A 25,636-nucleotide genomic window follows, 5' to 3' on the forward strand; every position below is an offset into this window, starting at 1 on the left:
GGCCACCGGCTTCGGGTGTTACCGACTTTCGTGACGTGACGGGCGGTGTGTACAAGGCCCGGGAACGTATTCACCGCAGCGTTGCTGATCTGCGATTACTAGCGACTCCGACTTCATGGGGTCGAGTTGCAGACCCCAATCCGAACTGAGGCCGGCTTTTTGGGATTCGCTCCACCTTGCGGTATCGCAGCCCTTTGTACCGACCATTGTAGCATGCGTGCAGCCCTAGACATAAGGGGCATGATGATTTGACGTCATCCCCACCTTCCTCCGAGTTGACCCCGGCAGTCTCCTATGAGTCCCCGACATGACTCGCTGGCAACATAGGACGAGGGTTGCGCTCGTTGCGGGACTTAACCCAACATCTCACGACACGAGCTGACGACAACCATGCACCACCTGTATACCGCCCTTGCGGACCCCATATCTCTATGAGTTTTCGGTATATGTCAAGCCTAGGTAAGGTTCTTCGCGTTGCATCGAATTAAGCCGCATGCTCCGCCGCTTGTGCGGGCCCCCGTCAATTCCTTTGAGTTTTAGCCTTGCGGCCGTACTCCCCAGGCGGGGCGCTTAATGCGTTAGCTGCGGCACGGAGAACGTGGAAGGTTCCCCACACCTAGCGCCCAACGTTTACGGCGTGGACTACCAGGGTATCTAATCCTGTTCGCTCCCCACGCTTTCGCTCCTCAGCGTCAGTAGTTGCCCAGAGACCCGCCTTCGCCACCGGTGTTCCTCCTGATATCTGCGCATTTCACCGCTACACCAGGAATTCCAGTCTCCCCTGCAACACTCTAGCCAGCCCGTATCGAGTGCAGGCTCGGGGTTGAGCCCCGAGTTTTCACACCCGACGTGACTAGCCGCCTACGAGCTCTTTACGCCCAATAAATCCGGACAATGCTTGCACCCTACGTATTACCGCGGCTGCTGGCACGTAGTTAGCCGGTGCTTCTTCTGCGGGTACCGTCACTTTCGCTTCGTCCCCGCTGAAAGAGGTTTACAACCCGAAGGCCGTCATCCCTCACGCTGCGTCGCTGCGTCAGGCTTTCGCCCATTGCGCAATATTCCCCACTGCTGCCTCCCGTAGGAGTCTGGGCCGTGTCTCAGTCCCAGTGTGGCCGGTCGCCCTCTCAGGCCGGCTACCCGTCGCCGCCTTGGTGGGCCGTTACCCCACCAACAAGCTGATAGGCCGCGGGCCCATCCCTCACCGAAGTTCTTTCCACCTGGTGTGATGTCGCACCAGGTCGTATCCGGTATTAGCCCCGGTTTCCCGGAGTTATCCCAGAGTGAGGGGCAGGTTGCCCACGTGTTACTCACCCGTTCGCCACTGATCCGGAGGGCAAGCCCTCCTTCACCGTTCGACTTGCATGTGTTAAGCACGCAGCCAGCATTCGTCCTGAGCCAGGATCAAACTCTCCGTTGATGTCTATTGGTACGCCGGAGGAATAGTCCGGCAGTGACCGACTGAAGAGTTCCTGGCATGGATCGAGCTTGCTCGATCAATACCAAAGGAAATTACTTACCTGTTCGACGAGCAGTCCCGGCGGGATCGCCGGCGCCACCCGTCGGACGGGGTTTGTTGGCATCGATAGTTGACACGCTGTTGAGTTCTCAAGGAGCGGGCGCGCACCATGGACTCGCACCGAGGTCTCGGTGAGGGCCTTCCGGGGCAACTCGCCTAACTTAGCGGAGCGGCTTCGCCGGGTCAAACCGGGCGGAGTGCTCCGTGTCCCGCCCCGCCGGAGCGGGCGCGCCACGGAGCGGAGACCCTCTCGGGCCTGCTCTGAGGCGGTGGGAGCCGACCCCGGGACCGGCCACCGAGTCGGTGTCCGTTCCTCCCTGACGGGCTGACGTCGTGAACATTAGGCGGGGGCCCCGCGCCGCGTCAAATCGGCCCCCTGCCCGCCGCCGCCGTCTGGCTCGCAACGCGGGATCCGTTGCGGCACAAGGGATCCCGCGGCACGGGTCAGAAGCCCCGCCGGTGCGGCACAGGGCCTCAGGAGTCGGCGAGCCGGATGCCGCCGATGTGACGCCGACCACGTCGCAGCAGCACCCACCGCCCGTGGAGCAGGTCGGCGTCGGTGAGCACGGCCGCCTCGTCGGTGACGCGGACGTTGGACACCGACGCTCCCCCCTCGGCGATCGTGCGCCGGGCCGCGCCCTTGCTGGGCGCCAGCCCCGCGCGCGCGAGGGCGTCGGCGACGCTGAGACCCGCCGACCAGTCCGCCCGGGACACCTCCGCGTGCGGGGCCTCCGCGAGCGCTGCCTCGAGCGTGGCCGGGTCGAGGGCGGCGACGTCGCCCTGGCCGAACAGCGCCCGGGCGGCCGCGTCGACCTTGTCGCGCTCGGCCCGCCCGTGCACCAGGTCGGTGAGCTCCTCGGCCAGCGCCCGCTGCGCCTCGCGCGCCTGGGGCCGCTCGCGCAGCGAGGCCTCGAGCGCCTCGATCTCCTCCCGGCCGCGGAAGGAGAACAGCCGCAGCATGGTGGGGACGAGCGCGTCCTCGGTGTTGAGCCAGAACTGGAAGAAGGCCCAGGGCGAGGTCAGGCCGGCGTCGAGCCACACCGTGCCGCTCTCGGTCTTGCCGAACTTGGTGCCGTCGGCCTTCGTGACCAGCGGCGTGGTGACCGCGTGCACGTGGTGGCCGGTCACGCGGCGCACGAGGTCGACCCCGGCCACGATGTTGCCCCACTGGTCCGAGCCCCCGGTCTGCAGCGTGCACCCGTGGCGCAGGTGCAGCTGGAGGTAGTCGTAGGACTGGAGCAGCTGGTAGCTGAACTCGGTGTAGGAGATCCCCGGGCCGGCGAGCCGGGCGGCGACCGCCTCGCGGTCGAGCATGCGGTTGACGCTGAAGTGCTTGCCGACGTCGCGGAGGAAGTCGAGCGTGGACAGGCCCTGGGTCCACTCGTAGTTGTTGACCATCACGGCGGCGTTGCCGGGCGCCTCGAAGTCGAAGAAGCGCTCGAGCTGGGCCCGGATGCGCTCGACCCAGGCGTGGACGACGTCGGCCTCGTTGAGGGTGCGCTCGCCGGACTCCTTCGGGTCGCCGATCATCCCGGTGGCGCCGCCGACCAGCGCCAGCGGGCGGTGCCCGGCGAGCTGGAAGCGGCGCACCGTGAGGATCTGGAGCAGGTTGCCGAAGTGCAGGCTCGGCGCCGTGGGGTCGAAGCCGCAGTAGAGCGTCACCGGGCCGGCGGCGGCCTCGGCGCGCAGCGCCTCCAGGTCGGTGGACACCGCCACCAGCCCTCGCCACTGCAGCTCGTCCACCACCCCCACGCGTGCCCGGGCGGCCGGGTCGAGGGCGTCGAGGTCGAGCGGGCCGGCCGCGCCCGAGGAGTCCTGGTCGGCCACGGCGTCCCCGGGCACGGTGTCCTGCGTCGTCACGGCGCCCATCCTCGCGTACGCCGCACCACGCCGGCACCGGGGTTGGCCCGCCGCGGCGGGCTCACGTGCGGGTCGCCGGCGAGCAGGAAGCGCCACGGGGTCTCGACGCCGCGCGTGAGCCCCACCCGGGGTCCGGTGGCCACGGCGTCGTCGGCGACGGGCGATCCGCGGCGCAGGGTGAGCGCCCCGCCGGGCCGGGTGACGTCGAGGTCGTTCCACCCGGCGTCGAGGCCCAGCGCGGCGGCGAGGTTGGCCGGGCCCGAGGCCAGCCGCACGTCCGGGGTGCCGGCGCGGCGCCGCGCCCGCGCCAGCTCCAGCCCGTCGACCACCTCGCCGGCGCGCAGGAGCACCGCGGACGCGGTGCCGGGCGGCAGGCAGACGACGTTGAGCGCCCAGTGCATCCCGTAGGAGAAGTAAACGTAGGACCGCCCGGGCGGGCCGTACATGACCCGCGTGCGCGGGGTCGGCCCGCGCCAGGCGTGCGAGGCGGGGTCGGCCTCGCCGGCGTAGGCCTCCACCTCGACCAGCCGGACCGCGACGACGCCGTGCTCGGTCGTGGACCGCACCACGGCCCCGACCAGCTCGCGCGCCACCTGCGGGGCGGGCCGGTCGTAGAAGGACCGCGGGAGGACGCCGGCCACGCGGGTGCCCGGGTCAGCCGCCCGGACGCGCGGCGGCCCAGGCCGCCCCCGCGTCCACGGTGGCGCCGAGCTGCTCGAGCTGCTCGCGCACCCGGGCCGGGGCCGTGCCGCCGAACGCCGACCTCGCCTCCAGCGCGCCGCGCACGGTGAGCACGCCGCGGACGGCGGGCGTGAGGTGCTCGCTGATGCCGCGCAGCTCGTCGTCGGTGAGGTCCCACAGCTCGACGCCGCGCGCCTCGGCCCGGCGCACGCAGCCCCCGGCGACCTCGTGCGCCTCGCGGAAGGCGACCCCCTGGCGCACCAGCCACTCGGCGATGTCGGTCGCGAGGGCGAAGCCCTGCGGGGCCGAGTCGGCCATGCGCTCGACGTCGAACCGCAGCGTGGCGACGCAGCCGGTCATCGCCGGCAGCACCAGCAGCAGCGTGTCGAGCGCGTCGAAGGCCGGCTCCTTGTCCTCCTGCAGGTCGCGGTTGTAGGCGAACGGCATCCCCTTGAGCACGGTCAGGATCGCCGTCAGGTCGCCCACCAGCCGCCCGGCCTTGCCGCGGGCCAGCTCCGCGACGTCGGGGTTCTTCTTCTGCGGCATGATCGAGGAGCCGGTGGACCAGGCGTCGTCGAGCTGGGCCCAGGCGAACTCGCGCGAGGTCCAGAGGCAGATCTCCTCCCCCAGCCGCGAGAGGTGCACCCCGACCATCGCGGCGACGAAGCAGAACTCGGCCACGAAGTCGCGGTCGCTCACCGCGTCGATGGAGTTGGGCACCGCGCCGCGGAACCCGAGCTCGGCGGCCACTGCCTGCGGGTCGAGCGGCAGCGACGACCCGGCGAGGGCGCCGGCGCCCATGGGCGAGAGGGCCGTGCGCCGGTCCCAGTCCGCGAGCCGCTCGAGGTCGCGCCCGAGCGCGTGCACGTGCTTGGCCAGCTCGTGCCCGAACGAGACGGGCTGGGCGTGCTGCAGGTGGGTGAAGCCGGGCGCGGCCGTCTCGACGTGGCGCCACGACTGCTCGAGCAGCGCCCGCTGGAGGTCGACGACGGCCGACGCGAGCGGCCGGGCGTGGTCGCGCAGGAACAGGCGCAGGTCGGTGGCCACCTGGTCGTTGCGCGACCGGCCGGCGCGCAGCCGGCCGCCGAGCACGCCGAGCCGTTCCGTGAGGCCCCGCTCGAGCGCGGAGTGCACGTCCTCGTCGCCCGGCGCCGGCACGAAGGCGCCGCTGCGCACATCCGCCTCCAGCCCGTCGAGGCCGCCCAGCATGGCCTCGAGGTCGTCGTCGGACAGCAGCCCGGCGCGGTGCAGCACCCGCGCGTGCGCGCGGCTCTGGGCCAGGTCGTACGGCGCCAGCCGCCAGTCGAAGTGCACCGACAGCGACAGCGCGGCCATCGCGTCGGACGGCCCGCCCTCGAACCGCCCGCCCCACAGCCGCTGGCCGGCGCCGTCGTCAGCCAAGGTCGCGGCCCAGCCGCTCGTCGCGCTTCGCGGCGATCTTGCTGGGCAGGCCCCACAGCTCCACGAAACCCTTGGCCAGCGACTGGTCGAAGGTGTCACCGGTGTCGTAGGTGGCCAGGCTGAAGTCGTAGAGCGACTCCTCGCTGCGCCGGCCGGTGACGACGGCGCGGCCCGCGTGCAGGGTCATCCGGATGTCGCCGGTGACCGTGGCGTTGACCTCGTCGAGGAAGCCGTCGAGCGCCCGCTTGAGCGGGGAGAACCACAGGCCGTCGTACACCAGCTCGCTCCAGCGCTGCGAGACGCCGCGGGCGTACCGGGCGAGGTCGCGCTCGACCGTGACGTTGGCGAGCTCCGCGCGCGCGGTGAGCAGGGCGATCGCGCCGGGCGCCTCGTAGACCTCGCGGCTCTTGATGCCCACGAGCCGGTCCTCGACCATGTCCAGTCGGCCGACGCCCTGGCCGCCGGCCCGGTGGTTGAGCTCCTGGATGGCCTCGAGCATCGTCACGGGACGCCCGTCGATCGCGGTCGGCACGCCCTGCGTGAAGGTGATGACGACCTCGTCGGGCTCGCGCGCCACGGCCGGGTCCTGCGTGTAGGAGTAGACGTCCTCGATCGGCCCGTTCCAGATGTCCTCGAGGAACCCGGTCTCGACCGCGCGGCCCCACACGTTCTGGTCGATCGAGTACGGCGACTTCTTGCTCTGGTCGATCGGGAGGCTGTTGCGCTCGGCGAACTCGATCGCCTTGTCGCGCGTCATCGCGTAGTCGCGCACCGGCGCGATGCAGGTGAGGTCCGGCGCGAGGTTGGCGATGCCCACCTCGAAGCGCACCTGGTCGTTGCCCTTGCCCGTGCAGCCGTGGGCGACGACGGTCGCGCCGTGCTGGCGCGCGGCCGTCACCAGGTGCTTGACGATCACCGGCCGGGACAGCGCCGAGACCAGCGGGTAGCGGTCCATGTAGAGGGCGTCGGCCTTGAGCGCCGGCAGGCAGTACTGCTCGGCGAACTCGTCGCGGGCGTCGGCCACGTAGGCCTCGACCGCGCCGCAGGCCAGCGCCCGCTTGCGGATGACCTCCAGGTCCTCGCCCTCCTGGCCGACGTCGATCGCCACGGCGACGACCTCGGCCCCCGTCTCCTCGGCGATCCACCCGATGGCCACGGAGGTGTCGAGCCCGCCGGAGTAGGCGAGCACCACGCGATCGGTCACGGTCGTCCCTCTTTCGTCGTCTGTCGTGCTGCGGTTGCGGGGGTCATCGCCCGTTCTCCGCGAGGCTCAGCATCGCAGCGACGACGTCGCTGCCGCCCTGGGGGTCGCGGGTCACGAGGAGGACGGTGTCGTCGCCGGCGACGGTGCCGAGCACCGTGGGCAGGACGGTGTGGTCGATGGCGGAGGCCAGGAACTGGGCAGCCCCGGGCGGGGTCCGCAGCACGACCAGGTTGGCCGAGCTGTCGGCGGAGACCAGCACCTCGGAGGCGACCCGGGCCAGCCGGGCCACGGCCGCCTCGTCCGCGACGGCCGCCACCGGCGAGGCGTCCCCGCCCTGGCCGGGGACGGCGTACACGAGGGACCCGTCGGGACCGGGCACCTTGGTCGCGCCGAGGTCGTCGAGGTCGCGCGACAGGGTGGCCTGGGTGACCGAGACCCCGTCGGCGGCCAGCAGCTCCGCCAGGCGCGCCTGGTTGGGCACGGCGTGGTGCTCGAGCAGGTCGACGATGCGCGCCCGCCGGGCGTTCTTGGTCGCGGGGGCGCTCATGCGGCGGCGTCCAGCACGGCGGGGAGCGCGGCCACGAAGGAGTCCGCCTCCGCCTCGGTGAGCACCAGCGGCGGGGCGAGGCGGATCGACGTGGGGCGCACGGCGTTCACCAGGAAGCCGGCCTCGGGGGCCGCCGCCTCGACGGCGGCGGCCACCGGCTGCGCGAGCTCGAGGGCGCGCCAGAGGCCCACGCCGCGGTGCGCCGCGAGCAGCGGATGGTCGACGGCGTCGAACGCGGCGGCCCACCGCTCCCCCGTCGCGCGGACGTGCTCGAGCAGGCCCTCCTCGTCGATGGTGCGCAGCACCGCGAGCGCGGCCGCGCACGACACCGGGTTGCCGCCGAAGGTGGACCCGTGGTCGCCGGGGGTCAGCACCTCCGCGGCGGCGCCGGTGGCGAGCACCGCCCCGATCGGCAGGCCGCCGCCGAGGCCCTTGGCGAGGGTCACGACGTCCGGCACCACGCCCTGCGCCGCGCTCATGAGCCACTCGCCGGCGCGGCCGATCCCGGACTGCACCTCGTCCACGACGAGCAGCGCCCCTGCGCCGTCGGCGATCTGGCGCACCGAGGCGAGGTAGCCCGGCGGCGGGACGACGACCCCCGCCTCGCCCTGCACCGGCTCCACGATCACCGCCGCCGTGCGGTCGGTGACCGCGGCCCGCATCGCGGCGAGGTCGCCGAACTCGACGAACGTGACCGGGCCGGGGAGCGGCTCGAACGGGGCCCGCTTGGCGGGGCTGCCGGTGACCGACAGCGCCCCGAGCGTGCGCCCGTGGAACCCGCCGTGGGTGGCCACCACCTCGGTGCGCAGCCCCTGCGTGCGCTTGCGCACGATCTTGAGCGCGGCCTCGTTGGCGGTGGCGCCGTCCTGGCAGAGGAACACCCGGGTGCGCCCGGGCAGCATCGAGGCGAGCCGCTCGGCGAGCGCGACGCCGGGCTCGTGGATCGCGAGGTTGCTGGTGTGCGCGAGTGTCGCGACCTGGCGGGCGACAGCCTCGACGACGGCGGGGTGCGCGTGGCCCAGGGAGCTCACCGCGATGCCGCCCACGAGGTCGAGGTAGCGGCGGCCGTCGACGTCCCACACGGTCGAGCCCTCGCCCCGCGCCAGCGCCAGCGGCGGCGTGCCGTAGTTGCGCATCATGACCGCGTCCCAGCGCGCCTGGAGCGCCGCGGTGGCGGGGGCCGACGTCGGGGTGACCGTCGTGCCGCTGGGGTGCGTGGTCATGCCTGCTCCGCCTCGTCCTCGAACAGCGGGGCGTGGTCGGGCAGCACCATCGTGCCCACGCCCGCCGTGGTGACCACCTCGAGCAGCACGGCGTGCGGCAGCCGCCCGTCGATCACGTGCGCCCGGGGGACGCCGCCGCGGACCGCCCGCGCGCACGCCTCCATCTTCGGCACCATGCCGCTCGACAGCGTCGGCAGCATCGTCTCGAGCTCCCCCACGGCGATGCGCCGGATCACCTCGTCGCTGGCCGGCCAGTCCGCGTAGAGGCCCTCGACGTCGGTGAGCACGACGAGCTTGTCGGCGCGCAGCGCGACGGCGAGCGCGGCCGCCGCGGTGTCGGCGTTGACGTTGTAGACCGCGCCGTCGGCGCCCCGGGCCACGGAGGACACGACGGGCACCAGGCCGTCGTCGAGCAGCCGCAGCACGAAGTCGGGGCGCACGTCGACCACCTCGCCCACGAGCCCGACGTCGACGGTCTCGCCCTCGACCACCACGCCCCGGCGCTCTGCCGTGAACAGGTGCGCGTCCTCGCCCGAGAGCCCCACGGCGTACGGCCCGTGGGCGTTGAGCAGCCCGACGACCTCCCGCTGCACCTGGCCGGTGAGCACCATGCGCACGACGTCCATGGCCTCGGGGCTGGTCACGCGGTAGCCGCCGCGGAACTCCCCCGGGATCCCGAGGCGCTCGAGCATCGTGCTGATCTGCGGGCCGCCACCGTGGACCACCACCGGCCGCAGGCCCGCCATGCGCAGGAACATCACGTCGGCCGCGAAGGCCTCGCCCAGCGCGCGGTCGACCATGGCGTTGCCGCCGTACTTGAGCACGACCGTGGCGCCGTGGAAGCGCTCGAGCCAGGGCAGGGCCTCGGCGAGCACCGACGCCTTGAGCAGCGCCGCCTCCCGCTCCGCCGCGTGCGAGGCGGCAGAGCCGACCGGGCCGCCGGTCGTGGTGCTCATGTGGAGTACGCCGAGTTCTCGTGCACGTACTCGGCCGTGAGGTCGTTGGTCCACACGGTGGCCGACTCCGTGCCCGCGCGCAGGTCCACCGTGACGACCACCTCGCGCGCGCTCATGTCGACCAGATCGCGGTCCTCGCCCGTGGCGCCGTCGCGGCAGACCCACACCCCGTTGATCGCGACGTCGACGGCGTCCGGCTCGAACGCGGCGTCGGTCATCCCGAGCTCGGCCAGGATGCGGCCCCAGTTGGGGTCCTCGCCGTGGATCGCGCACTTGACCAGGTTCGCCCGCGCGATCGCCCGTCCGGCCCCGACGGCGTCGGCCTCCGTGGCCGCGCGCACCACGTCGATGCGGATGTCCTTGCTGGCCCCCTCGGCGTCGGCCACGAGAGCGCGGGCGAGGGCCGCGCACACGCGGCCCACGGCCTCGAGCAGGGCGTCGTGTCCGGGCGCGACGCCGGAGGCGCCGCTCGCGAGCAGCAGCACGGTGTCGTTGGTCGAGGTGCACCCGTCGGAGTCCACGCGGTCGAAGGTGGTGCGGGTGGCCTCGCGCAGCACCGCGTCGAGCGAGGCGGCGTCGGCGACGGCGTCGGTGGTCAGCACCACCAGCATCGTGGCGAGCGAGGGCGCGAGCATGCCCGCGCCCTTGGCCATCCCGCCCACCGTGAACCCGTCGCCCGAGGCCACCGCCGTCTTGGGGACCGAGTCCGTGGTCATGATCGCGGTGGCCGCGTCCGCGCCGCCGTCGGCAGCGAGGGACGCGTGGGCGTCGTCGAGGCCGGCCACCAGGCGGTCCATCGGCAGCCGGACGCCGATCAGTCCGGTCGAGCACACCGCGACGTCGCCGGCCCCGATCCCGAGCAGGCCGCCCACGTGCTCGGCGGTGCGGTGGGTGTCGAGGAAGCCGTCCGAGCCGGTGCAGGCGTTGGCGCCGCCGGAGTTCAGGGCCACCGCGCGCACGACGCCGGCGCGCAGCACCTGCTGCGACCAGAGCACGGGCGCGGCCTTGACCCGGTTGCGGGTGAAGACGCCCGCGGCCGCGTGCTGCGGCCCGTCGTTGACCACGAGCGCGACGTCGGGCGCCCCGGAGGACTTCAGGCCGGCCGCCACCCCGGCCGCCCGGAAGCCGGCGGCGGCGGTGACGCTCACGGCGCGACCCCGATCGCGGTGAGCCCCGCGGTCTCGGGCAGCCCCAGCGCGAGGTTGGCGTTCTGCACCGCGGCCCCGGCCGCGCCCTTGACCAGGTTGTCGATCGCGGAGACGACCACGGCGCGCCCCGAGTGCGGGTCGGCGGCGGCCTGCAGGTGCACCGAGTTCGCCCCGAGGGTGGCCCCGGTCTGCGGCCACGCGCCGGGGGGCAGCACCGTCACGAACGGCTCGTCGGCGTACGCCGCATGCAGCACCTCGTGCAGCTCCTCGGTGCCCGCGGGCCCGGCGAGGCGCGCGGTGGAGGTCGCCAGGATCCCGCGCGGCATCGGCGCGAGCACCGGGGTGAACGACACCGTCACGGGCTCGCCGGCCACCTCGCCGAGCCCCTGCTCCATCTCCGGCGTGTGCTGGTGCACGCCGCCGGCCTTGTACGTCGAGAGCTGGCCCATCACGGTGCTCGCCAGCAGCGCGTCGCTCGGCTTGCGGCCGGCCCCGGTGGTGCCCGACGCCGCGACCACCACGACGTCGTGGGGCTCGACCAGCCCTGCCTGCAGCAGCGGGGCGAGCCCGAGGATCACCCCCGTCGGGTAGCAGCCCGGGTTGGCCACACGGCGCGAGGCCGCGACCTGCTCGCGGTGGCCGGCGAGCTCGGGCATGCCGTAGGTCCAGTGGCCGGCGTAGTGACCGCCGTAGTACGTCGTCCAGGCCGCGTCGTCCTCGAGCCGGTGGTCGGCGCCGAGGTCGATCACCACCGTGTCGGCCGGGAGCCGGGCGGCGACGGCGCCGGACTCGCCGTGCGGCAGGGCGAGGAAGACGACGTCCGCCTCGGCCAGCGCGTCGGGGTCGGTCGGCAGGAACGTGCGCTCGCCGAGCGCGGCGAGGCCGGGGTGCAGGTCGCCGACGCGGGCGCCGGCGCTGCCCGCGGCCATGAGCGGACCCACCTCGAGGTGGGGATGGCCGAGCAGCAGGCGCACGACCTCGCCACCGGCGTAGCCGGAGGCGCCGACGACGGCCGCGACGAGGGGGGCGGTGCTCACCCCGGCAATATACACATATTCCGATATTGCCGGGAGCCGGGGGGGTTCAGCCGCGCAGCACCGCGCCCACGGCCGCGCCGGCCGCGGCCACCGCCGCGTCGCGCGCGGCGACGACCTCCTCGACGGTGAGCGTGCGGTCCGGGGCGCGGAAGCGCAGGGCGAAGGCCAGCGACCGGCGACCCTCCCCCACCTGCTCGCCGGTGTAGACGTCGAAGAGCCGCACCGACTCCAGCAGCTCGCCCGCGCCCGCCTCGAGGGCGGCCTGCACCGCCGCCGCGGGCACGCCGGCGTCCACGACGAGCGCGACGTCCTCCTTGGCGACCGGGTACGACGAGAGCGGCCCGGGTCGCACGACGCCGCCCGAGACGGCGATGAGCGCACCGAGGTCGAGCTCCATGGCCGCGGTGCGCCGGGGCAGCCCGGCGCTCTCGCACACCCGGGGGGCCAGCTCCCCCGCGTGGCCGACCACCTCGCCGGCCACGACGAGCTCCGCGCAGCGGCCGGGGTGCCACGGGGCCGGGGCGGTGCCGTGGCGCACCTCGAGCGCGGCGCCCACGGCCGCGGCGACCACGCGGGCCGCCTCGACGGCGTCGGCCCACGAGGCGGGCTCGCCCGGCCCCCACCAGCCGGAGGGGGTCCGCAGCCCGGCCAGGGCCACCGCCACGTGGTGGGGCTGGTCGGGCAGCAGCCCCTCGAGCGTGGCGAGGTCGGCGTCGGAGGGACGGCCGAGCACGGAGGGGCGGGGCGGGTCGGTGACCCCGCGCGGGCTCTGGCCCTCCCGCAGCCGGAACACCGAGCCGGTCTCGAACAGCGCGACGTCGGAGGCGCCCCGGCCCACGTTGCGGCGCAGCGTCGCGAGCAGCCCCGGCAGCAGGGTCGTGCGCAGGGCCGGCTGCTCGTCGGAGAGCGGATTGGCCAGCAGCAGCGCGGCCCGACGCGGGTCGTCCGCGGGCAGGCCCAGGGCGTCGAGGTCGGCGTCGCCCACGAAGGGGTAGGCGAGCGCCTCGACGTAGCCGGCGGCGGCCAGGGCGCGCCCCGCGCGCCGGCGAGCCCGCTGGTCCTCGGTGAGGCCGAAGCCGGCCCGGGCCCGGGGCACCGTGGGCGCGATGGCGTCGTAGCCGCCGAGGCGCAGCACCTCCTCGACGAGGTCGGCCGGGTCGACGAGGTCCGGACGCCAGCTCGGCGGGGTCACCGCGAGGACCGCCGCCGAGGCGTCGGCCACGGTCGCGCCCACCGCGGCGAGCCGGTCGACGACCACGTCGCGCTCGATGGGGACGCCGGCCACCCGCCCGGGCAGGGCCGGGTCGAGCTCCACCACGACGGGCTCGCGCGCGGCCTCCACGGCGGTCATCCCGACGTAGCTGCCACCCCCGTGGCGCAGCAGCAGCGCGGCGGCGCGCTCGGAGGCGTACGGCGCGAGGTCGTGGTCCACGCCGCGCTCGAACCGGCGCGAGGCCTCGCTGGAGAGCTTGTGCCGGCGCGACATGTGGGCGACGGCCGGGGCCGAGAAGTGGGCCGCCTCGAGCGCGATCTCGCGCGTGGTGTCGTCGACCTCGGTGTCGAGGCCGCCCATCGTGCCGGCCAGCCCGATGGGCCCCCGGTCGTCGGCGATGAGCAGGTCCGCGGCGTCGAGGGTCCGCTCCACGTGGTCGAGGGTCTCGAGCCGCTCCCCCGGTGCCGCCCGGCGCACGCGGACCGGGCCGCGCAGCTTGGCCCGGTCGAAGGCGTGCAGGGGCTGGCCCGTCTCGAGCATCACGTAGTTGGTGACGTCGACGGCCAGCGACACGGGCCGCATGCCGCTCATCACGAGGCGTCGGCGCATCCAGTACGGCGACGGCGCGGCCGGGTCGACGCCCACGAGCGTGCGCAGCGTGAACAGGTCGCAGCCCGCGAGGTCCTCCACGACGCACTCGTGCGCGTCGCCGGGCACCGGGGCCGGCAGGCCGGCGTCGTCGAGCACCGGGTCGCGGAACGTGGTGCCGTAGCGGGCCGCCAGCTCGCGCGCCACGCCGCGCATCGACAGGCAGAACCCCATGTCCGGGGTCACCGTCACGTCGAACACGACGTCGCCGAGCCCGACGACGGGACCGGCGTCCGCGCCCACCGCGGCGGTGCCGGGCGGGAGCACGATGATGCCGTCGTGGTCCTCGCCGAGCCCGAGCTCGCGCTCCGAGCAGATCATGCCGTCGGAGACGTGGCCGTAGGTCTCGCGCGAGGCGATGGCGAACCCGCCCGCGAGGACGGCGCCGGGGAGGGCGACGACGACGAGGTCGCCGGCGACGAAGTTGCGGGCGCCGCAGACGATCCCGCGCACCCCGGGGGTGTCCGGGTGGCCGTGCGCGTCGCCGACCTCGACCTGGCACCAGCGGATGGGCTTCTTGAAGCCGGTCAGCTCCTCGATCTCGCGCACCCGGCCGACCACGAGCGGGCCGGTGACGTCGGCCGCGACGTGGACAGTCTCCTCGAGCTCGAGCCCGGACTCCACGAGGCGCACGCCGATGTCCTCGACGTCGGCGTGCTCGGGCAGGTCGACGTACTCGCGCAGCCACGACAGGGGGACGCGCATCAGATCTCCGTTCCGAACCGGGTCGCGAACCGCACGTCGCCCTCGACCATGTCGCGCATGTCGGTGACCTCGTGGCGGAACATCAGGGTCCGCTCGATGCCCATGCCGAACGCGAAGCCCGAGTAGCGGTCCGGGTCGATCCCGCAGGCGCGCAGCACCCGCGGGTTGACCATCCCGCAGCCGCCCCACTCGATCCAGCGCGGGCCGCCCTTGGCCTCGGTGAACCAGATGTCGAACTCGAGCGAGGGCTCGGTGAAGGGGAAGTACGACGGCCGCCACCGGGTGCGGATGCCGCGGCCGAACATCGCCGCGGCGAAGTGCTCCATGGTGCCCTTGAGGTCGGCCACTGTGATGCCCTCGTCGACGACGAGGCCCTCGACCTGGTGGAAGACCGGCGTGTGCGTCGCGTCGAGCTCGTCGGTGCGGAACACCTTGCCCGGGCACACGACGTAGATGGGCAGCGGGCGGTCGAGCATCGAGCGGATCTGGACCGGCGAGGTGTGGGTGCGCAGGACGACGCCGGAGTCCTCGGAGCCGACGAAGAAGGTGTCCTGCATCGTGCGCGCCGGGTGGTCGGGGCCGATGTTGAGGGCGTCGAAGTTCATCCACTCGGCCTCGACCTCGGGGCCCTCCGCGACCTCCCATCCCATGGCGACGAACACGTCCTCCACGCGCTCCTGGAGCGTCGTGAGGGGGTGCCGGGCGCCCACCGGGCGGCGGTCGTACGGCAGCGTGACGTCGACGGCCTCCTCGACGAGCACGCGCGCGTCGCGCTCGTCCTCGAGCTCGGCCTGGCGGCGCTCGAGGGCCTCGCGGACGGTCGCGCGCGCCTGCCCGACGCGCTTGCCGGCCTCGGCCTTGGCCTGCGGGGGCAGCGCGCCGATCTCGCGGTTGGCCAGCGCGAGCGGGCTGCGGTCGCCGGCGTGGGCGAGCCGCACCTCCTTGAGCGCGTCGAGGTCGGCGGCGGCGGCGATCGCGGCCAGGGCGTCGTCGACGGCGGCCTGCACGGCCTCGGGCTGCAACACGGCGACCTCGACCGGGTCGAAGGACTTGTTGGGGGCGGACATGCTCGCTCTTCTCCGGACGATGCCCGCGGGACGCGCGGGCGGCGACGAGTCTAGGCAACGGAGCAGGCGCCGACCGTCGCGGGCCCGAAGGGTGCAGGCGCCGGTCAGCGCCGGCGAAATCGCCCGCAGGAGCCCAGCGTCGTGCGGCCGCCGGCGGCGGCGTCACGACGGGAACGGGCGCGGGTCACGGCCCGACACTAGGCCGCGACCCGCGCCCGGGTCGACCAGGTTGGCGCTCGGCGCGCCACGAGGAGGACGGATCAGGCCTCGGAGAGCTGCTCCTGCTCCATGCCCATCGACTCCTCGTGCACCCGCAGCGTGCCGTCGCCGAAGCGCGGGTCCGCACCGCGCGCCGCCAGCGCTGCGGCGCGCGCGGCCCGCTTGTCGGCCGCGAGCTGCTCGCCGGCGGCCAGCTCCTCGTCGGTGAGCGGGTAGGAGTCGACCCGGCTCACGCCGTGGTACTTCTCGATGTAGGCCTCGAGCTCGGGGCCGGACTCCCACGAGGTGATGAGGCAGTAGCGCGGGGCGTCGCCCTGGTGCCAGACCGCGTGGTAGAGCCGCTGGGTGTCGACGATGAGCTGCGCGCCGGCCGGCAGCGGGATCCGGGTCTCGGTCGAGGGGTCGTCCTTGTCCTCGCGCAGCACCATCACCGAGTCCGGGTTGTCGGTGAGGTTGAAGAATCCGCGCACGATCCAGCCGGTGCCCTCGGGGTTGAGCCGGTTGTTGTCGTCGCGGTGGAAGTTGTAGAGCGTCTCGCCGTAGAGGTTCGGCTGCAGCTCGATCACGCGGCAGCGCCCGATGTTGGCCCCGGGCTCCTGCGCGCGGCGCACGAGGTTCGGCGCCTTGTCCGCGTTCGCCGGCACCCAGACGCCGTCCTTGTCGGTCTTGGGCGGGGTGTGGTTCCAGAACCCGTCGCACTCGAGGTCGCCGTAGGCCGAGGCGAGGGGCGCGAAGCGGGTCTCGCCCGACGACTTCCAGTCGACGTACTCGATGTCGAGCCACTCCTGCGGGTCCGCCGCCTGGTCGTAGCTGTCGAGCACCACGTAGCCGTTCTCACGGAAGGCCTCAAGCTTGGTGTAGCCGTTCTCGGTGTACGCCATCGGTTCCTCACACGTCGGGGGGTCCGTCCGGGTCCATCATGCCGCAGACACACCGCTACTTAGGTAACCCTAAGTAGCGGTGTGTCCGTTCTCACGCGTCCGGGCGCCACCCGCCGCGTCCGGGGGTCAGGCCTCCGACATCACCCGGGTGGGGTCGTAGCCGTAGTACGCCGTGCGCGCCGCGCGGCGCTGCTGGGCGAGGATCTCGCCCTCGACGGCGGTGCCCTGGTCGAGGAAGGCGCTCTCGACGTGCGTCGTCGGCGAGTTCTCCCACAGCCACTTCTCGAGCTCCGGCCCGGACTCGACCGAGGTGATGAGGCAGTAGCGCGGCTCGTCGCCCTGGTGCCACACCGAGTGCCACATCCGCTCGCTGTCGACCACGAGCTGGGCGCCGGCCGGCAGCGAGATCCGCGTCTCGGTGGACGGGTCGTCGATGTCCTCGCGCAGCACCATCACCGAGTCGGGGTTGTGGGTCAGCTGCATGAAGCAGCGCAGCACCCAGCCCTCGCCGTCCGGGTTGAGCCGGTTGTTGTCGTCGAGGTGGCTGTTGTAGAGCGCGTCCGCGTAGGTGTTGGGCTGCAGCTCGATGATGCGGCAGCGTCCCACGTTGGCCCCGATCGCCTTCACGCGCTCGACGAGCGTGGGGGCCACGGCGGTCTGCGAGTCGATCCAGACGCCGTCCTTGTCCGGCTTGGGCGGGTCGAAGTGCCAGAAGCCGTTGCACTCGACCTGGCCGTACGCCGAGGCCAGCGGCGCGAAGCGGGTGTCGCCGGAGGACTTCCAGTCGACGTACTCGAGGTCCTTCCACTCGGCCGGGTCGATGGGGTTCTGGTAGGAGTCGAGGACGACGTAGCCGGTCTCCTCGAGCAGCGGCAGCTTCAGGTGGTTGCGCGACATGCGACGACCCCTCTCGGGCACACGCGCCACTCCGACCGCAGCGCGACCAGGGTCAGTCTGACGCATCTGGACCGCTGAAAAGCGTTGGGGCCGTAAGTGTTTCGTCACACTGCCCGGTTAGGGAAGCCTTGCCGAAGACCCGTCCGGACCGCGCCGCTGCGCCCGCGCGGACGCGTACAGGCACACGGCCGCCGCGGTGGCCAGGTTGAGGCTCTCCGCCCGGCCGTGGATGGGGACGCGCACCACCTCGTCGCAGCGGTCCCGCACGTCCGGCGGCAGGCCCCACGCCTCGTTGCCGAAGACCCACGCGGTCGGGGCGGTGAGGGTGCCGTCGTCGAGCAGGTCGTCGAGGTCGCGCGTGCCCGCGCCGTCCGCGGCCAGCACCCGCAGCCCCGCGGCGCGCAGGCCGTCGACGAGGGGCCCGACCTCGGGACCGGCGACCACGGGCAGGTGGAAGACCGAGCCGGCGCTGGCGCGCACGGCCTTGGGGTTGAGGTGGTCGACGCTGCCCTCGGTGAGCACGACGCCGGCCACCCCGGCGGCGTCCGAGGAGCGGATCACGGTGCCGACGTTGCCGGGGTCGCGCGCATGCGCCAGCACCGTCACGAGCGAGGGGCGCGAGGCCAGGAGGGCGTCGAGCGAGGCCTCGACCCGGGCGCAGACCCCGACCATGCCCTGGGGGGTCACGGTGCCCGACAGCGAGGCCACCACCTCGCCGGAGGCCGGGAGCACCTCGGCCCCCGCCGCCCGGGCCGCGGCGACGAGGTCGGCGTGCCGGGAGGCGGCCTCGGCGGTGACGTAGAGCTCGAGCAGGACGCCGGGCCCGGCCGCGGCCGCCTCGCGGCAGGCCTGCGGGCCCTCGGCCAGGAAACGGCCGTCCCGGTCGCGGAACGCGCGCTTGACCAGCCGGCGAGCCGCCGTCACCCGCGGACCGCGGGTGGAGGTGAGCTCGGAGCCGCTCATGCGCGTCGCGCGACCGGGACGGCCGGGACGTGCGGGGTCAGGCCGAGACGGGCGCGTTGACGTCGTCCGGCAGCGCGGCCTTGGCCGTGGCGACCAGGGCCGCGAACGCGGTCGGGTCGTTGACGGCGAGCTCGGCGAGCATGCGGCGGTCGACCTCGACACCCGCGGCCTTGAGGCCCTGGATGAGGCGGTTGTACGTCATGCCGTTGGCGCGCGCCCCGGCGTTGATCCGCTGGATCCAGAGGCGGCGGAAGTCGCCCTTGCGCTTGCGGCGGTCGTTGAACGCGTAGACCTCGGAGTGGAGCACCTGCTCCTTGGCCTTGCGGTACAGGCGCGAGCGCTGCCCGCGGTAGCCGCTGGCCTGCTCGAGGATCTCGCGGCGCTTCTTGTGGGCGTTGACCGCCCGCTTCACGCGTGCCATGGGGGTTCTCCTGCTTTCACGGACGGGCCGGCCGGCCCGGCGGGGGACGTCGGGGGTCGGCGCTCAGCGGCCGAGAAGCTTCTTGACCTTGCGGGTGTCGGCCGGCGCGAGCTCGGCGGTGCCGGCGAGACGGCGGGTGCGCTTGGTGGGCTTCACCTCGAGCAGGTGCCGCCGGTTGGTGCGCTCGTGCAGGATCTTGCCCGAGCCGGTCACCTTGAAGCGCTTCTTGGCGCCGCTGTGGGTCTTCTGCTTCGGCATGTCGCCGTTCTCCTCGTACGTCGGGTCGTGCGGTGCGGGCCGGGGCGGCCGGGTGCTGCCGGCCGGGTCCGACCGGGTCGCGCGGTGGTGCGGTCCGTGCGTGATGCGTGCCTGCGTCGTGCGTGCCGGCGGGTGGTGCCCGCCGGCGGTGGTGCCGGGTCGGTCAGGCCTCGGCGGCGTCCGCCGTGGCGGGCGCCTCGGCGTCGGCCTCGGGCCCGAGCTCGCCGGCCGGTCCGCGGCGGGCCCGCTCGGCCTTGGCCTCGGCCATGGCGTCGGCCTTCTTCTTGTGCGGGCCGAGGACCATGATCATGTTGCGGCCGTCCTGCTTGGGCGAGTACTCGACGAAGCCGAGGTCGGCGACGTCGTCGGCCAGGCGCTTGAGCAGCCGGAACCCGAGCTCGGGCCGGGACTGCTCGCGTCCGCGGAACATGATCGTGATCTTGACCTTGTCGCCCTGCTTGAGGAACCGGACGACGTGACCCTTCTTGGTCTCGTAGTCGTGGTCGTCGATCTTCGGGCGGAGCTTCATCTCCTTGATGACGGTGTTGACCTGCTTCTTGCGGTCCTCACGCGCCTTCAGGGCGGACTCGTACTTGAACTTGCCGTAGTCCATGAGCTTGGCGACCGGCGGCTTGGCCATGGGCGCGACCTCGACCAGGTCGAGATCGGCCTCCGCGGCCAGGCGCAGCGCATCCTCGATGCGCACGATGCCGACCTGCTCCCCGTTGGGTCCGACCAGTCGGACCTCCGGGACGCGAATCCGCTCGTTGATGCGGGGCTCGGCGCTGATGGGCTCTCCTCGGGTTGCTCGGGGGTCGGTCCGCGTCCGGGCCCCGACATGGATCGAGGCCCCGCGCACACGCGCGAGGCCTCGCAGTCGTCGGCGCCTCCCCCGGAGGGGTGCGCCTGCGGCGTCCCCGTCGGGACGCCTCGACCTGGACCCGACGACCCGGGGGTCGTGCGGGTGGGAGCGAGAACTCCGCTTGTGTGACCCACCCCTGCGTCCGGGGCGGACCGGTCCGCGGAGAACTGTACCGGGCGGTGGCGCCCGGGCCCAAACCGCGGCGGTCCGGGCCGGGCGCCGCCGGCGCCCGCCCGGACCCGGGTCCGCGGGTGTCCCGGCCGCTCAGGCCAGGTCCGGCTGCCCGACCGCCTCGCCGCCGGCCCGGGTGAACGGGTAGACCAGGGCGCCGAGCAGGCCGCCGATGAGCGGCGCCAGGATGAACAGCCACACCTGGCTCAGGGCCGTGCCGCCGGCGAAGATCGCCGGGCCGAGCGAGCGGGCCGGGTTGACCGACGTGCCGTCGAGCGGGATGCCGAAGGTGTGGATGGCCGTGAGGGCGGCGCCGATGGCGAGGCCGGCCGCGGCCGCCGTCGCGAAGCGGTCGGTCACCATGAGGATCACGAGGATGAACGCCGCGGTGGCGAGCACCTCGAACACGAACGCCCCGGCCATGCTGATGTGGCCGTTGTCGTAGGCGTTGGTGCCCAGGCCGCCGGTCTCGTCCGTCACGCCGCCGGAGCTCACCAGGTACTTGAGCACGCCGGCGGCCACGATCGCCCCGAGCACCTGGGCGATCCAGTAGCCGACCGCCTCGCCGATCGGCTGGCGCCGCGCCACGACCATCGCGAGGGTGACCGCCGGGTTGACGTGCGCGCCGCTGACCGGTCCGAAGGCGTACGCGACGAAGATCAGCACGAAGCCGAAGGCGATGGCGACCGACAGCACGCCGGCGGAGGTGAGGCCGGAGACGGCGGCACCGACGGCGATGAGGACCAGCAGGAACGTTCCGACGAACTCCGCGAGCAACTTGCGCGTGGCCATGGCGACCCCAATCCGGGCGGGAGGCGGACGCGGACATCCTCCCGAAGCCCGTCCGGACCGCCCGTGCGACACGCGGGAGGCGCGCTCTGGGCCCGGGAGGCCTGCTCGGTGCGGCGGGTCAGGCCCCGTCGGGCAGCAGCCCCACCGCCACGCCGCGCGGCGCCGCGCCCGCCACGACGGGCTCGGCGAGCAGGGCCCGCGCCAGCGCGTCGGCCGCGGACGCGGCGTCGACGCCGGGCTCCACACGCACGAGCACCAGCAGGTCGCAGTCGGGCTCGCCGTGCTCGGCCGGGTCGACGGCGCGCACGTCGAGGAGGCCGGCGACCCGCTCCGCGCAGCGCGCCACGGCCGCGCGGACCCCGGCGTCGGCCTCCGCTCGGTGGACCCGGCCGTGCGCGAGGGCGGCGAGGTCGGGACCCTCGACGACGAACGGCACCGGCCCGACCAGGTCGAGCATCACGGCGTCGGCGCCCTCCTCGAGCGCGGCGGCCGCCACCCGGGCCGCCGGCGCCGGCACGCCCCGCGCGTCGGGGTCCCAGCCCGCCATGGAGGCGACCGAGGCGAAGGCCAGCAGGGCGCGGCGCCCGTCGGCGGCGAGCAGGCTGACCGAGGCCATGTGGCTCGACTTCTCCGCCCGCAGGCCGGTGCCCCCCTGCACCTCCTCCTCGTCGAGGACGGCGACGAGCGGTGTCATGAGCCGCGCCGTGGCCAGCGCCGCGAGCACCTCGCGCGCCGCGGCCGTGCCCTCGGCGTGGGCGGCGAGGGCGGCGGCCAGGCGCGGGTCGGCGGAGCCGTCGTCTCCGGCGAACTCCGGTTCGGGGACGACGACGCCCTCGAACCGCCGCCCGGTGCCGTCGCTCACGCCCGCACCGCCCGGCGCTGCGCTATAACGGGGGCACCCGAGACCCGCGCTGCCGATCGGAGCCCCATGACCGTCGTCGTCGGATACGTCCGCACCCCCGAGGGAGAGGCCGCGCTCGCGGCGGCGGTCGCGCAGCTGCGCGAGGGGGAACGGCTCGTCGTGGTCAACAAGCCAGAGCCCAGCGAGCTCGAGGACTTCAGCGCCGAGCAGGACTCCGACGCCCTGCACGCCAACCTCGCCGAGCAGGGCGTGGACGCCGAGGTCGTGAACCTGTACGCCGACGACGAGCCGGCGGAGCTCATCGTCGAGCAGGCCACGGTGCACGCGGCGCGGCTGGTGGTCATCGGCCTGCGGCGCCGCTCGCAGGTGGGCAAGATCCTGCTCGGCAGCACGGCGACGTCGGTGCTGTTCAGCTCGCCCTGCCCCGTGCTCAGCGTGCGCGCCGCCGAGGCCGCGGAGGCCGACCCGACCGCCTGACTCCCCCGCCCCGCCGCCGTCCGGGCCCGGCGACGGGCCCGGGGCCCGCGCGGGCTCACAGCCGGCAGGCGTGGATGTCGGTCACGAGGATCCCGCGGGCACCCATGTCGTAGAGCTCGTCCATGATCCGGTGCACGTCGCGGCGGGGCACCATCGCGCGCACGGCCACCCAGCCCTGGTCGTGCAGCGGCGACACCGTGGGCGACTCGATACCCGGCGTGATCCGGCAGGCCGCCTCCACCGACTCCGCGCGGATGTCGTAGTCGACGAGCACGTAGGCCCGGGCCACGATGACGCCCTGAAGGCGCCGCACGAACGTGTCGACCGCCGGGTCGGCCGGTGCGCCGCTGCGGCGCACGAGCAGCGCCTGGCTCACCAGCACCGGCTCCCCCACCACGACCAGCCCCGCCTGCCTCAGCGTGGTGCCGGTGGCCACGACGTCGGCCACGGCGTCGGCCACCCCGAGCCGCACCGCGTTCTCGACCGCGCCGTCGAGCTTGACGACGGTGGCCTCCACGCCGAGGTCGGCCAGGCAGGTGGCCAGCAGGCCCGGGTAGGACGTCGCGACCCGCCGCCCCGCCAGCCCGGCGACCGAGTCGATGTCGCCGCCCGCGGGGACCGCGAAGCGGAAGGTCGAGGGGGCGAAGCCGAGCTCGAGCAGGGTCTCTGCGTCCGACCCCGAGTCGAGCAGGAGGTCCAGGCCGGTGATGCCGATGTCGAGCTGGCCGGTGGCGACGTAGGTGGCGATGTCGCGCGGGCGCAGGAAGAAGAACTCGACGTCGTTGTCCGGGTCCTGGACGACGAGCTCGCGGGCGCTGTGCGCCGCGGGGTAGCCCGCCTCGCGCAGCATCTCGCGGGCGGGATCGGACAGCTGGCCCTTGTTGGGCAGAGCGACGCGCAGCACGGGGACTCCTGGATGAGGGGACGACGGACCGTCGGTGCCCCCGCGGCGCCGCAGGGGCGCGCTCCGGGGGCCTACAGATGCCGGTAGACGTCCTCGAGGGTCACGTCGGACGCGAGCATGAGGACCTGGGTGAAGAACAGCAGCTGGGCGATCTCCTCGGCCGCCCGCTCCCGGCCCTCGAACTCCGCGGCCATCCAGGACTCGGCGGCCTCCTCGACCACCTTCTTGCCGATCCCGTGGACGCCGTCCTCGAGCAGGCGCGTGACCGTGCCCGACGCCGGGTCCTTCTCGGCCCACTTGGTGACCAGCTCGGCGTGCAGCTCCTCGAACGTCTTCACGACGCGAAGCCTACGGATCCCTTGGGCGCGAGCCCACGCAGGGTGGCCGCCGTCGCCAGCGCGGCCTCGACCGCCTCGCGGCCCTTGTCCTCCTCGGAGCCGGGCAGCCCGGCCCGGGCCAGCGCCTGCTCCTCGGTGTCGCAGGTGAGCAGGCCGAATCCCACGGGGACGCCCGAGTCGAGCGCGACCCGCGTGAGCCCGTCCGTCGCGGCCTGGCAGACGTACTCGAAGTGCGGCGTGCCGCCGCGGATCACCACGCCGAGGGCGACGACGGCGTCGTATCCGGCCGCCGCCGCGGCGCCGGCCACGATCGGCAGCTCGAACGCGCCGGGGACGCGGACCACCTCGTGGGCGGCGCCGGCGTCCTCCAGCGCGCGCAGCGCGCCGGCCACCAGGCCGTCCATCACCTGCTCGTGCCACGAGGAGGCGACGACGGCGACGCGCAGCCCGCGCGCGCGCCCGAGGTCGAGGGACGGGGCTCCGGTGCCGCTCATGACGGGTTCCCTTCGGGGTTGTCCGGGTCGCCCGGGAGGTCGAGCCCGCTGGGGTAGTCGTGGCCCATGCGGTCGCGCTTGGTGCGCAGGTAGGCCACGTTGTCACGGTTGGGCGCCACCTCGAGCGGGACTCGCTCGACGATGGTCAGCCCGTAGCCCTCGAGCCCGGCGCGCTTGGCCGGGTTGTTGGTGAGCAGCCGCATGCTGCGCACGCCGAGGTCGGCGAGGATCTGCGCGCCGGTGCCGTAGTCGCGCGCGTCGGCGGGCATCCCGAGGGCGAGGTTGGCGTCCACCGTGTCGGCGCCGCCGTCCTGGAGCTCGTAAGCCTGGAGCTTGTGCAGCAGCCCGATCCCGCGGCCCTCGTGCCCCCGCATGTAGAGCACGACGCCGCGGCCCTCGGCGGCGACGGCGGCCAGCGCCGCCTCGAGCTGCGGGCCGCAGTCGCAGCGGCGCGAGCCGAACACGTCGCCGGTGAGGCACTCGGAGTGCACCCGCACGAGGATGCTCTCCCCGTCGCCCACGTCGCCGCACACGAGCGCCACGTGCTCGATGCCGTCGAGCCGGGACCGGTAGCCGACCGCGCGGAACTCGCCGAACTCGGTGGGCAGGCGGGTGTCGGCGGCCCGCTCGACCTGACGCTCGGAGCGCCGGATGTAGGCGATGAGGTCGGCGATGGAGATCATCACCAGGCCGTGCTGGTCGGCGAAGGCCCGGCACTCGGGCGCGCGCATCATCGACCCGTCGTCGTTGACCAGCTCGCACAGGGCACCGGCCGGTGAGAGCCCGGCCAGCCGGGCGAGGTCGACCGCGGCCTCGGTGTGGCCGGGCCGGCGCAGCACGCCGCCCTCCATCGCGCGCAGCGGCACGACGTGGCCGGGCCGGGTGAGCTCCCACGGCTCGGTGGCCGAGTCCGAGAGCACCTTGATGGTGCGGGCCCGGTCCTCCGCCGAGATGCCGGTCGCCTTCACGTCGCGGGCGTCCACGGTGACGGCGTAGGCGGTGCCCTTCTTGTCCTCGTTCACGAGCGTCATCGGGGGCAGGCCGAGGCGGTCGAGCTCGCGGCCGGGCATCGCGACGCAGATGTAGCCGCTCGTCCACCGGATCATGAAGCCCACGAGCTCCTGCGTGGCCCGCTGCGCGGCGAAGATCAGGTCGCCCTCGTTCTCGCGGTCCTCGTCGTCGACCACCACGACGGGGCGGCCCTCGCGCACGGCCTCGATCGCGGCCTCGACGGCGTCGAGCCGGATGCCCGCGTGGTGCGACGCCGTGGTGGCGACGGGCTCGGGCGTGGTCATGCGGACCTCCACTGCAGCATGCGCTCGACGTACTTGGCGACGACGTCGACCTCGAGGTTCACCGGGTCGCCGACCCCCTTGGTGCCGAGGGTGGTCAGGGCCAGGGTGGTGGGGATGAGCGACACCGAGAACCAGTCGCGCCCGGCCTCCACGACGGTGAGCGACACCCCGTCGACGGTGATCGAGCCCTTCTCGACGACGTAGCGGCCGAGGTCGTCGGGCAGCGACACGCGGACGACCTCCCAGTGCTCGCTGGGGGTGCGCTCGAGGATCGTGCCCGTCCCGTCGACGTGGCCCTGCACCAGGTGCCCGCCGAGCCGCGCCTGGGGGGTGACGGGTCGCTCGAGGTTGACCGGGCTCCCCGCGGCCAGGGCGCCGAGGGAGGAGCGGTCGAGGGTCTCCTGCATGACGTCGGCCGTGAACTCGCCGTCCCCGTGCTCGACCACGGTGAGGCAGACGCCGTTGACCGCGATCGAGGCGCCGTGGACGGCGTCCTGGGTGACCAGCGGCCCCCGGATGCGCAGCCGCGCGGCGTCCTGCTGGGGCTCGACGGCCACCACGTGCCCGAGCTCCTCGACGATGCCGGTGAACAC

24 protein-coding genes, 1 rRNA gene and 1 pseudogene are annotated in these 25,636 nt (G+C 73.8%); 1 reads left to right on the forward strand and 25 read right to left on the reverse strand.

The window, feature by feature from the left end; all coding sequences use genetic code 11:
• From GC157_08135 to GC157_08230, 20 genes and pseudogenes are all read right to left on the reverse strand, one after another.
• Nucleotides 1-1,420, reverse strand: a 16S ribosomal RNA gene (locus GC157_08135); the annotation flags it as partial.
• A 573-nt stretch (nucleotides 1,421-1,993) separates the two neighbouring features.
• Nucleotides 1,994-3,388: a tyrosine--tRNA ligase gene (locus tag GC157_08140; protein MBI1377435.1), complete on the reverse strand. Its 1,395-nt coding sequence runs from the start codon at nucleotides 3,386-3,388 to the stop codon at nucleotides 1,994-1,996.
• Nucleotides 3,376-4,020 carry a DNA-3-methyladenine glycosylase gene (locus GC157_08145; protein ID MBI1377436.1) on the reverse strand — a complete coding sequence of 215 codons (645 nt, stop codon included), beginning with the start codon at nucleotides 4,018-4,020 and terminating at the stop codon, nucleotides 3,376-3,378. The genes GC157_08140 and GC157_08145 overlap by 13 nt, the downstream gene beginning before the upstream one ends.
• 13 nt (nucleotides 4,021-4,033) lie before the next feature.
• Complete coding sequence (argH, locus tag GC157_08150) at nucleotides 4,034-5,395, reverse strand: argininosuccinate lyase (protein MBI1377437.1); 1,362 nt, start codon at nucleotides 5,393-5,395, stop codon at nucleotides 4,034-4,036.
• Between the two features lie 58 nt (nucleotides 5,396-5,453).
• Nucleotides 5,454-6,665 (reverse strand): argininosuccinate synthase, encoded by a 1,212-nt coding sequence (locus GC157_08155; GenBank protein ID MBI1377438.1) that lies wholly within the window; start codon nucleotides 6,663-6,665, stop codon nucleotides 5,454-5,456.
• A 43-nt stretch (nucleotides 6,666-6,708) separates the two neighbouring features.
• Nucleotides 6,709-7,212 carry an arginine repressor gene (locus GC157_08160; protein ID MBI1377439.1) on the reverse strand — a complete coding sequence of 168 codons (504 nt, stop codon included), beginning with the start codon at nucleotides 7,210-7,212 and terminating at the stop codon, nucleotides 6,709-6,711.
• A complete protein-coding gene (locus tag GC157_08165; GenBank protein ID MBI1377440.1) occupies nucleotides 7,209-8,435 on the reverse strand; it encodes an acetylornithine transaminase in 1,227 nt (408 codons plus the stop codon). The genes GC157_08160 and GC157_08165 overlap by 4 nt, the downstream gene beginning before the upstream one ends.
• Entirely contained in the window at nucleotides 8,432-9,391 is a 960-nt protein-coding gene (gene argB, locus GC157_08170; GenBank protein ID MBI1377441.1) for an acetylglutamate kinase, read from the reverse strand. Before argB ends, GC157_08165 begins: the two co-directional genes overlap by 4 nt.
• Nucleotides 9,388-10,539 carry a bifunctional glutamate N-acetyltransferase/amino-acid acetyltransferase ArgJ gene (argJ, locus tag GC157_08175; GenBank protein ID MBI1377442.1) on the reverse strand — a complete coding sequence of 384 codons (1,152 nt, stop codon included), beginning with the start codon at nucleotides 10,537-10,539 and terminating at the stop codon, nucleotides 9,388-9,390. Before argJ ends, argB begins: the two co-directional genes overlap by 4 nt.
• On the reverse strand, nucleotides 10,536-11,576 hold the full coding sequence (locus GC157_08180) for an N-acetyl-gamma-glutamyl-phosphate reductase (GenBank protein MBI1377443.1): 1,041 nt from the start codon (nucleotides 11,574-11,576) through the stop codon (nucleotides 10,536-10,538). The genes argJ and GC157_08180 overlap by 4 nt, the downstream gene beginning before the upstream one ends.
• Nucleotides 11,577-11,622: 46 nt before the next feature.
• Nucleotides 11,623-14,142, reverse strand: coding sequence for a phenylalanine--tRNA ligase subunit beta (locus GC157_08185; protein MBI1377444.1), 2,520 nt, complete (start codon nucleotides 14,140-14,142; stop codon nucleotides 11,623-11,625).
• Entirely contained in the window at nucleotides 14,142-15,209 is a 1,068-nt protein-coding gene (gene pheS / locus GC157_08190) for a phenylalanine--tRNA ligase subunit alpha (protein ID MBI1377445.1), read from the reverse strand. Before pheS ends, GC157_08185 begins: the two co-directional genes overlap by 1 nt.
• Before the next feature lie 344 nt (nucleotides 15,210-15,553).
• A pseudogene (locus GC157_08195) lies at nucleotides 15,554-16,309 on the reverse strand (hypothetical protein).
• A 126-nt stretch (nucleotides 16,310-16,435) separates the two neighbouring features.
• Nucleotides 16,436-17,206, reverse strand: a complete 771-nt coding sequence (locus GC157_08200; GenBank protein ID MBI1377446.1) for a hypothetical protein — start codon at nucleotides 17,204-17,206, stop codon at nucleotides 16,436-16,438.
• A 117-nt stretch (nucleotides 17,207-17,323) separates the two neighbouring features.
• Nucleotides 17,324-18,169 carry an RNA methyltransferase gene (locus GC157_08205; GenBank protein MBI1377447.1) on the reverse strand — a complete coding sequence of 282 codons (846 nt, stop codon included), beginning with the start codon at nucleotides 18,167-18,169 and terminating at the stop codon, nucleotides 17,324-17,326.
• A 37-nt stretch (nucleotides 18,170-18,206) separates the two neighbouring features.
• The gene (gene rplT / locus GC157_08210; protein MBI1377448.1) at nucleotides 18,207-18,590 is read right to left on the reverse strand and encodes a 50S ribosomal protein L20; all 384 of its coding nucleotides are present in this window, start codon (nucleotides 18,588-18,590) and stop codon (nucleotides 18,207-18,209) included.
• A gap of 63 nt (nucleotides 18,591-18,653) precedes the next feature.
• Nucleotides 18,654-18,848 (reverse strand): 50S ribosomal protein L35, encoded by a 195-nt coding sequence (gene rpmI / locus GC157_08215; protein ID MBI1377449.1) that lies wholly within the window; start codon nucleotides 18,846-18,848, stop codon nucleotides 18,654-18,656.
• Between the two features lie 163 nt (nucleotides 18,849-19,011).
• On the reverse strand, nucleotides 19,012-19,692 hold the full coding sequence (locus tag GC157_08220) for a translation initiation factor IF-3 (protein ID MBI1377450.1): 681 nt from the start codon (nucleotides 19,690-19,692) through the stop codon (nucleotides 19,012-19,014).
• Between the two features lie 282 nt (nucleotides 19,693-19,974).
• A complete protein-coding gene (locus GC157_08225; GenBank protein MBI1377451.1) occupies nucleotides 19,975-20,673 on the reverse strand; it encodes an MIP family channel protein in 699 nt (232 codons plus the stop codon).
• Between the two features lie 118 nt (nucleotides 20,674-20,791).
• Nucleotides 20,792-21,535 (reverse strand): SseB family protein, encoded by a 744-nt coding sequence (locus GC157_08230; protein ID MBI1377452.1) that lies wholly within the window; start codon nucleotides 21,533-21,535, stop codon nucleotides 20,792-20,794.
• A 66-nt stretch (nucleotides 21,536-21,601) separates the two neighbouring features.
• Between GC157_08230 and GC157_08235 the strand changes: the two genes are divergently transcribed.
• On the forward strand, nucleotides 21,602-22,012 hold the full coding sequence (locus GC157_08235; protein MBI1377453.1) for a universal stress protein: 411 nt from the start codon (nucleotides 21,602-21,604) through the stop codon (nucleotides 22,010-22,012).
• Nucleotides 22,013-22,067: 55 nt separating this feature from the next.
• On the opposite strand, the gene GC157_08240 is transcribed toward GC157_08235, so the two are convergent.
• From GC157_08240 to GC157_08260, 5 genes are all read right to left on the reverse strand, one after another.
• Entirely contained in the window at nucleotides 22,068-22,916 is an 849-nt protein-coding gene (locus GC157_08240; protein MBI1377454.1) for an ATP phosphoribosyltransferase, read from the reverse strand.
• A 71-nt stretch (nucleotides 22,917-22,987) separates the two neighbouring features.
• A complete protein-coding gene (locus tag GC157_08245) occupies nucleotides 22,988-23,254 on the reverse strand; it encodes a phosphoribosyl-ATP diphosphatase (protein MBI1377455.1) in 267 nt (88 codons plus the stop codon).
• Nucleotides 23,251-23,748 carry a 6,7-dimethyl-8-ribityllumazine synthase gene (locus tag GC157_08250; GenBank protein ID MBI1377456.1) on the reverse strand — a complete coding sequence of 166 codons (498 nt, stop codon included), beginning with the start codon at nucleotides 23,746-23,748 and terminating at the stop codon, nucleotides 23,251-23,253. Before GC157_08250 ends, GC157_08245 begins: the two co-directional genes overlap by 4 nt.
• Entirely contained in the window at nucleotides 23,745-25,043 is a 1,299-nt protein-coding gene (locus GC157_08255) for a bifunctional 3,4-dihydroxy-2-butanone-4-phosphate synthase/GTP cyclohydrolase II (GenBank protein ID MBI1377457.1), read from the reverse strand. The genes GC157_08250 and GC157_08255 overlap by 4 nt, the downstream gene beginning before the upstream one ends.
• Entirely contained in the window at nucleotides 25,040-25,636 is a 597-nt protein-coding gene (locus GC157_08260; GenBank protein ID MBI1377458.1) for a riboflavin synthase, read from the reverse strand. The genes GC157_08255 and GC157_08260 overlap by 4 nt, the downstream gene beginning before the upstream one ends.

This window comes from Frankiales bacterium (assembly GCA_016125335.1).
GTDB lineage: Bacteria > Actinomycetota > Actinomycetes > S36-B12 > CAIYMF01 > Longivirga.

Coding starts and splice junctions, on each gene's coding strand:
- argH (MBI1377437.1), bottom strand. CDS start 5,395: ATGGCCGCGCTGTCGCTGTCGGTGCACTTCGACTGGCGGCTGGCGCCG.
- GC157_08200 (MBI1377446.1), bottom strand. CDS start 17,206: ATGTCGCGCAACCACCTGAAGCTGCCGCTGCTCGAGGAGACCGGCTAC.
- GC157_08225 (MBI1377451.1), bottom strand. CDS start 20,673: ATGGCCACGCGCAAGTTGCTCGCGGAGTTCGTCGGAACGTTCCTGCTG.
- GC157_08185 (MBI1377444.1), bottom strand. CDS start 14,142: ATGCGCGTCCCCCTGTCGTGGCTGCGCGAGTACGTCGACCTGCCCGAG.
- GC157_08235 (MBI1377453.1), top strand. CDS start 21,602: ATGACCGTCGTCGTCGGATACGTCCGCACCCCCGAGGGAGAGGCCGCG.
- GC157_08250 (MBI1377456.1), bottom strand. CDS start 23,748: ATGAGCGGCACCGGAGCCCCGTCCCTCGACCTCGGGCGCGCGCGCGGG.
- rplT (MBI1377448.1), bottom strand. CDS start 18,590: ATGGCACGCGTGAAGCGGGCGGTCAACGCCCACAAGAAGCGCCGCGAG.
- GC157_08205 (MBI1377447.1), bottom strand. CDS start 18,169: ATGAGCGGCTCCGAGCTCACCTCCACCCGCGGTCCGCGGGTGACGGCG.
- pheS (MBI1377445.1), bottom strand. CDS start 15,209: ATGTCCGCCCCCAACAAGTCCTTCGACCCGGTCGAGGTCGCCGTGTTG.
- GC157_08140 (MBI1377435.1), bottom strand. CDS start 3,388: ATGGGCGCCGTGACGACGCAGGACACCGTGCCCGGGGACGCCGTGGCC.
- GC157_08165 (MBI1377440.1), bottom strand. CDS start 8,435: ATGACCACGCACCCCAGCGGCACGACGGTCACCCCGACGTCGGCCCCC.
- rpmI (MBI1377449.1), bottom strand. CDS start 18,848: ATGCCGAAGCAGAAGACCCACAGCGGCGCCAAGAAGCGCTTCAAGGTG.
- GC157_08160 (MBI1377439.1), bottom strand. CDS start 7,212: ATGAGCGCCCCCGCGACCAAGAACGCCCGGCGGGCGCGCATCGTCGAC.
- argB (MBI1377441.1), bottom strand. CDS start 9,391: ATGAGCACCACGACCGGCGGCCCGGTCGGCTCTGCCGCCTCGCACGCG.
- GC157_08255 (MBI1377457.1), bottom strand. CDS start 25,043: ATGACCACGCCCGAGCCCGTCGCCACCACGGCGTCGCACCACGCGGGC.